Source organism: Aquimarina agarivorans (genome assembly GCF_000218485.1).
Lineage (GTDB): Bacteria > Bacteroidota > Bacteroidia > Flavobacteriales > Flavobacteriaceae > Aquimarina > Aquimarina agarivorans.
The window spans coordinates 87,534-93,843 of the sequence record NZ_AFPB01000181.1; the positions used below are offsets into that span (position 1 = coordinate 87,534).

6 protein-coding genes are annotated in these 6,310 nt (G+C 33.5%); all 6 read left to right on the top strand.

The genetic code is table 11. The features are described 5' to 3' along the window. Positions 1 to 132: 132 nt before the first annotated feature. The 6 genes from GMC_RS0118130 (at position 133) to GMC_RS0118155 (ending at position 6,223) form a co-directional block, all read left to right on the top strand. Positions 133 to 555 carry a lipocalin family protein gene (locus tag GMC_RS0118130; protein ID WP_010523482.1) on the top strand — a complete coding sequence of 141 codons (423 nt, stop codon included), beginning with the start codon at positions 133 to 135 and terminating at the stop codon, positions 553 to 555. 99 nt (positions 556 to 654) lie between these two features. Further along, positions 655 to 1,611, top strand: coding sequence for an N-acetylornithine carbamoyltransferase (locus GMC_RS0118135; protein WP_010523483.1), 957 nt, complete (start codon positions 655 to 657; stop codon positions 1,609 to 1,611). A gap of 118 nt (positions 1,612 to 1,729) precedes the next feature. Further along, positions 1,730 to 2,509 carry an acetylglutamate kinase gene (gene argB / locus GMC_RS0118140; RefSeq protein ID WP_010523484.1) on the top strand — a complete coding sequence of 260 codons (780 nt, stop codon included), beginning with the start codon at positions 1,730 to 1,732 and terminating at the stop codon, positions 2,507 to 2,509. A gap of 10 nt (positions 2,510 to 2,519) precedes the next feature. Then, positions 2,520 to 3,590 carry a M20 family metallo-hydrolase gene (locus GMC_RS0118145; RefSeq protein ID WP_010523485.1) on the top strand — a complete coding sequence of 357 codons (1,071 nt, stop codon included), beginning with the start codon at positions 2,520 to 2,522 and terminating at the stop codon, positions 3,588 to 3,590. A gap of 101 nt (positions 3,591 to 3,691) precedes the next feature. Next, a complete protein-coding gene (argH, locus tag GMC_RS0118150; protein WP_010523486.1) occupies positions 3,692 to 4,969 on the top strand; it encodes an argininosuccinate lyase in 1,278 nt (425 codons plus the stop codon). Between the two features lie 66 nt (positions 4,970 to 5,035). After that, positions 5,036 to 6,223, top strand: coding sequence for a tetratricopeptide repeat protein (locus tag GMC_RS0118155; RefSeq protein ID WP_010523487.1), 1,188 nt, complete (start codon positions 5,036 to 5,038; stop codon positions 6,221 to 6,223). The last annotated feature ends 87 nt before the right edge of the window (positions 6,224 to 6,310 follow it).

Genomic DNA, 6,310 nt, shown 5'->3' on the forward strand with positions numbered 1-6,310 from the left:
TCGATTAAATATGTATTATGCGGAAGTTTTATTAAGTTTTAAATAATTTTAATGTTTTATTTGCAGCATATTTAAAACCAAATATTTAATTATGAGAAATTTAAAATTACTTTTTTAGCCTTTGTAGTACTTTTGTCAAGTTGTAGTGATGATGATGAAGCAGGGTCTGGTGCTATTACTGATGGTACTGGCGGAGCAGAATTTTTAATAGGTACATGGCAACTTACAAATATTAGATATGACGATGGTTCAGATATAGATGATTGTGAGAAAAATAGCACCTTAGAAATTACTACTACAGAAGCAATTTATGTTGGTTTTAATGAATTTAGTGAAAATGAATGTTCTGCTGGATTGGAAGTGACTTCTGAATACACAGTTGAGGGAAATGAAATTGAAGCAACTTTTATTTCAAGAATAAGAGGAAGCAATGCTAAAACGACTTACACCGCTACTTCCAATTCATTAACTATTGTTAAAACAGAATCCATTTTTAATGGTTTAAACGGAGATGAAGAAGAAGAAAAAGTTGAAATTTCATTAAAAAAAATGTAATTAAAATACTCTTTCAAAAATTTACTGTATTAAAAAGGATAAGCAATCATATTGCTTATCCTTTTTTTTATAATATTTTTGAGGTTAGAAAAGAAAAAAATGAATTACTTCGATATAAATGATATTAACAACCTATCCGAGTGGATAGATGAAGCAATAACTTTAAAAAAAGCTCCCTTATCACAAAAGTCATTAGGGAAAGACAAAACAATTTGTTTGTTATTTTTTAATAATAGCCTTCGTACACGTTTAAGTACTCAAAAAGCAGCCATGAATTTAGGAATGAACGTTATGGTTATGAATTTTGGAGCTGAAGGTTGGCAGCTGGAGTATGGCGATGGTGAAATTATGGATCAAGGAAAGTCGGAGCATGTAATTGAAGCAGCACAAGTGGTATCCCAATATTGTGATATTATTGCTATTCGCGCTTTTGCCAAATTTGAAAATAAAAAAGACGATTATCAGGAGCAAGTGCTAAGTGCATTTATAAAGTACGCTTCGGTTCCAATATTGAATATGGAAAGTGCTATTGGTCATCCATTACAAGCATTAACGGATATGATCACTATAGCGGAACACCATAAAAAATCAAAACCCAAAGTGGTATTAAGTTGGGCGCCACACCCCAAATCATTACCTCAGGCAGTAGCAAATAGTTTTGCACAATACGCCAATGCTTCAGATTTTGATTTTGTAATAACTCATCCCGAAGGTTATGAACTAGATCCTCAATTTGTTGGGAAAGCTACGGTAACTAATAATCAAGAAGAAGCCTTTAAAGATGCCGATTTTATTTACGTAAAAAACTGGAGCCCATTTGCTGATGCGAATTATGGGAAAGTAATTAATACAGATTCAAGTTGGAAAATTACTGCTAAAAAAATGGCATTAACCAATAACGGGAAGTTTATGCACTGCTTACCAGTGCGTCGAAATGTTATTGTAGATGATGCAGTTATTGATAGTGAAAATTCACTTGTAATTCAGCAAGCCAATAACCGAACTTACGCGGCTCAAGTAGCAATTAAAAAAATATTGGAATCAATTAATAATTAATTTGTAACCAAATCATAATTTTTTATTATTAGCCAACAGCCAACAGCCAACAGCCAACAGCCAACAGCCAACAGCCAACAGCCAACAGCCAACAGCCAACAGCCAACAAAAAGACTAAATGGAAAAATTATTAGTAGCTAAAATAGGAGGTAACATAGTTGATAATGAAGTAGCTTTAGAACATTTCTTAAAAGAATTTGCAGCTATTGATCAGCCCAAAATATTGATTCATGGAGGAGGAAAAATTGCTACGCGTATCGCGGAAAAATTGGGAGTAAAAACTCAAATGATTAATGGTCGCCGTATCACGTCCAGGGAAAATTTGGATATTGTAGTTCAGTTATACGCTGGATTAATAAATAAGAATATTGTGGCGGCTTTACAAGCAACGGAAAATTGTAATGCTATTGGGTTTACAGGAGCCGATGCTAACTTAATTAAAGCAATTAAAAGACCCGTAAAAGATATCGACTATGGTTTTGTTGGTGATGTTACCGAGGTAAATGAGGATCGGATTCATCAGTTTTTAGCCAATGGGCTAACACCAGTTTTTTGTGCCATAACGCACGATCAAAACGGACAGCTGTTTAATACCAATGCGGATACAATAGCATCTAAAATTGCAGTAGCTTTAAGTGCGTATTACGAAGTCTCTTTGTATTATTGTTTCGAATTAAAGGGAGTGTTGAAAGACATTAATGATAAAGATTCCGTTATTGAAAAGATTAATACCGCTACATACAACGAATTAAAATTGAAGGGTATTATTGCCGACGGCATGCTTCCTAAAATGGAAAATTGTTTTGACGCCCTTCAAAAGGGTGTGGCTCAAGTTCACATAGCAAATGCAACCTTTGTCACCAATCAAAATGTAGTGCATACTACTTTAACAATGTAATTTATAATTAATGACTATAGCCGAATTAACTGAGGAAGCCATTGAATTTTTAAGACAATTAATTCAAACACAATCCTTTTCAAAAGAAGAGCAATCGACAGCCCTTTTAATTGAAGATTGGTTTAAAAAGAAAGAAATTCCATTTCAAAGACAAGGCAACAACATTTGGGCTTTTAATAAATTTTATGACAAAGCTAAGCCAACTATTTTACTAAATTCACATCATGATACGGTAAAGCCCAATAAAAATTATACCAGAAATCCTTTTGAAGCTACTATTGAAGATGGAAAGTTATATGGCTTAGGAAGTAACGATGCAGGAGGGTGTTTAGTTTCGCTTATGGCTACTTTTGCTTATTTTTATGAGCGTGCAGATATGGTATATAATTTGATTATTGCACCAACTGCCGAAGAAGAAATTTCAGGACTTAATGGAATCAAAAATATTGTGAATCAATTTGAAAATATTGAATTCGCAATTGTTGGCGAACCTACATTATTGGATTTGGCTGTTGCCGAAAAAGGACTTTTGGTGCTTGACATAACAATAAAAGGAACGGCGGGTCATGCAGCACATCGTTATGATGATCAAGCAATATTTAACGCACTTCCTGTGTTAGAATGGTTTAAAACGTATGAATTTCCTAAAATTTCGGATCAACTGGGTAAAGTAAAAATGACTGTAACTCAAATTAATGCGGGTTCTCAACATAATGTAGTCCCTGGTGAGCTAAATTTGGTAGTTGATTGTAGAGTGACTGATAAATATCAAAATAAAGAAGTGTTCGAAATTATAAACACTGCTATTGGAACGGATAAAGTACTCGTAAAGCCACGATCTTTTCGTTTAAATAGCTCGTCTATTTCTCCTGAGCACCCTGTTGTAAAAGCAGGAATAGCAATGGGTAAACAAACCTATGGATCTCCAACGCTTTCTGATCAAACAAACTTGACCTGTCCTTCATTAAAAATGGGCCCTGGAGACAGCAAACGTTCGCATGCTGCAGATGAGTTCATTTTTATAAATGAAATTGAAGAAGGAATAAAAACGTATATTGAATTATTAGATAAAATTCTTTGATTTTTTAAACGGTACGCTTTTAGCAATTGACTATTAGCTATTTTAAATCAAAAACATTGAAAAGCTAAAAGCCAACTGCTTATAGCCTAAAGCCATAAAATATGAAACTTTGGAGTAAAGGATTACCAACAGATCAAAAAATCGATTTTTTTACCGTAGGAAATGATCGGATATTGGATTTAGTAATTGCAAAATATGATGTAAAAGCTACGTTAGCGCATGGTAAAATGTTGCATAAAGTAGGTTTGTTGTCTGATAAGGACATTCAAGGAATTGAAAAAGGGCTAAATGAACTTGCTGCAGAAATTGAAGCGGGTACATTTATTATTGGTAATGAATTTGAGGATGTACATTCAAAAATTGAATTTGAATTAACCCAGCGCATTGGCGATGCAGGTAAACGAATTCATACAGCGCGTTCTCGTAACGACCAAGTGTTAACAGCCATGCATTTGTACTTAAAGGATGAGCTTTCGGACATTAAGGCAAGTGTAAAGGAATTAGGTGTGGTACTTCTGGCTGCAGCCGAAAAATATAAAACAATTTTATTACCAGGATATACACATTTACAAATAGCCATGCCAAGTTCATTTGGTTTGTGGTTTTCTGCTTATGCTGAAAGTTTTGTGGATGATTTATATTTCGTAAATGCGGCTTACAAAGTAGTTGATCAAAATCCATTGGGTAGTGCGGCAGGTTACGGTAGTTCGTTTCCAATTGATAGGGAATATACTACCCAAGCACTTGATTTTACTACTTTAAAATACAATGTGGTAGCCGCTCAAATGAGCCGCGGAAAAGCCGAAAAGTCAACGGCTTTTGCCATGAGTGCCGTAGCAGGAACGTTATCAAAATTAGCCATGGATGTATGTTTGTACATGAGTCAAAATTTTGGTTTTATGAGTATTCCTGGCGAGTTTACTACGGGCTCAAGTATTATGCCTCACAAAAAAAATCCTGATGTTTTTGAACTAATTAGAGGAAAATGTAATCGCATTCAGGCTTTGCCTTATGAGTTAAGTTTACTTACAAATAATTTGCCTAGTGGGTATCATAGGGATTTACAACTTTTAAAAGAAGGTATCGTTCCAGCCATTCAGGATTTAAAAGCATCATTGGAATTAGCAATATATGCACTTAAAAATGTTGAAGTAAATGATGGTATTCTTCAAGATGATAAATACGATTATTTATTTAGTGTGGATACCTTGAATGAACTTGTTCAACAAGGAATGACCTTTAGGGATGCGTACGTTAAAATTGGATTAGCAATTGAAAACGGAAACTACAAGCCTATAAAAAACACTAAACACACGCATATCGGTAGCATCAATAATATAGGATTGGATGCTATAAAAGAAAAATTAACGGAAGCATAAATACTAAAAAACTTTCTGATTAGTTTTAATAATATTGTGTTAAAACCACCACTAAAAATAGTACTTATGAAACTAATTACAACATCACTGTTATTATCGGTTACCTTTTTTTCGCTTGCGCAGAAGAAAGAAATAAAAGAAGCTGAAAAATTAATAAATGCTTCAAAATTTGAAGCAGCCAAACCTTTTATTAAAGCAGCAGAGGCCAATGAAGCGAAAATAAAGCCAACAGACAAATCTAAATTATACCGATTGAAAGCGTTGGCATTTTCTGGAAATAAGGATAAAGCAACCTTGTCGGATTATAAAACGGCTATTGATGCTTACAACAAAGTATTATCTGTTGAAAAAGCTACAAAAAGTATCAAGTATACCACGGAAGCATTGGATGGCTTAAATAAAATTAACTATGCTATTGAAACAAAAGCACAAAATTCAATAGGTAGCGGAGCTTATGATGAAGCGGCTACGTTATTTGAGTATTTATATAGCCAAAATGCCAAGGATACGATCTATTTGTACAATACAGCCATAAGTCAAGTAAAGGCGAAAAAATACGAAGAATCCTTAGCTACATACCAAAAACTATTGGATATGGGATATACGGATCAAGGGGTTAAATATATTGCGAAAAATATATCTACTGGTACTGACGAAGAAATACAAACTAAAGCCGATATGGATGCTTTAGTAGCAAAAGGAATGTATACAAATCCTAGAGAAGAGGAAAAGTTGTCAAAAAAGGGCTTGATTGCGAAGGATATGGCTTTAATTTATAAAAGCCAAGGGAATGAAGCCAAAGCAGCTGAATATTTTGCAATCGCCAAGCAAGAAAACCCAAAGGATGAATCTATTACCGCAGCTGAAATTAATATGTACTTAGTAAAAGGTGTTGAATATACAAAGGTAAAAGACGAAGAGAATGCGATTAAGTATTACAAAAAAGCACTTGCCATCAATCCTGCAAATGCAGATGCTAACTATAATGTTTCAGCAATATACTTGCAAAAAGATGGTCCATTAGTTGATAAAATTAATGCGTTAAATAAAACAAAAGCTGCGGATAGTCAATATCAAAAATTAAGAAAAGAGCGTAAAGAAAATTTTACTAAAGCTATTCCTTACATGGAAAAATACTTAGAAGCTAATCCAGAAGATAAAGCTTATGCAAATAACTTACTGTCCATTTACAAATTAGTTAAAAGTGAAAAAGTAGAAGCTTTTAAAAGCAAAATATGGTTTATAATGCGTTAAATATTAAACGTTTTAATGATCAAAAAAAAGAGGCTATATTTATGATAGCTCTTTTTTGTATCATTTTTTATTTTTTCTTATGACTAT

Bases quoted from the DNA above. Each gene is read 5' to 3' on its own strand.
- GMC_RS0118135 (WP_010523483.1), top strand. From the start codon at position 655: ATGAATTACTTCGATATAAATGATATTAACAACCTATCCGAGTGGATA.
- argB (WP_010523484.1), top strand. From the start codon at position 1,730: ATGGAAAAATTATTAGTAGCTAAAATAGGAGGTAACATAGTTGATAAT.
- GMC_RS0118155 (WP_010523487.1), top strand. From the start codon at position 5,036: ATGAAACTAATTACAACATCACTGTTATTATCGGTTACCTTTTTTTCG.
- GMC_RS0118145 (WP_010523485.1), top strand. From the start codon at position 2,520: ATGACTATAGCCGAATTAACTGAGGAAGCCATTGAATTTTTAAGACAA.
- argH (WP_010523486.1), top strand. From the start codon at position 3,692: ATGAAACTTTGGAGTAAAGGATTACCAACAGATCAAAAAATCGATTTT.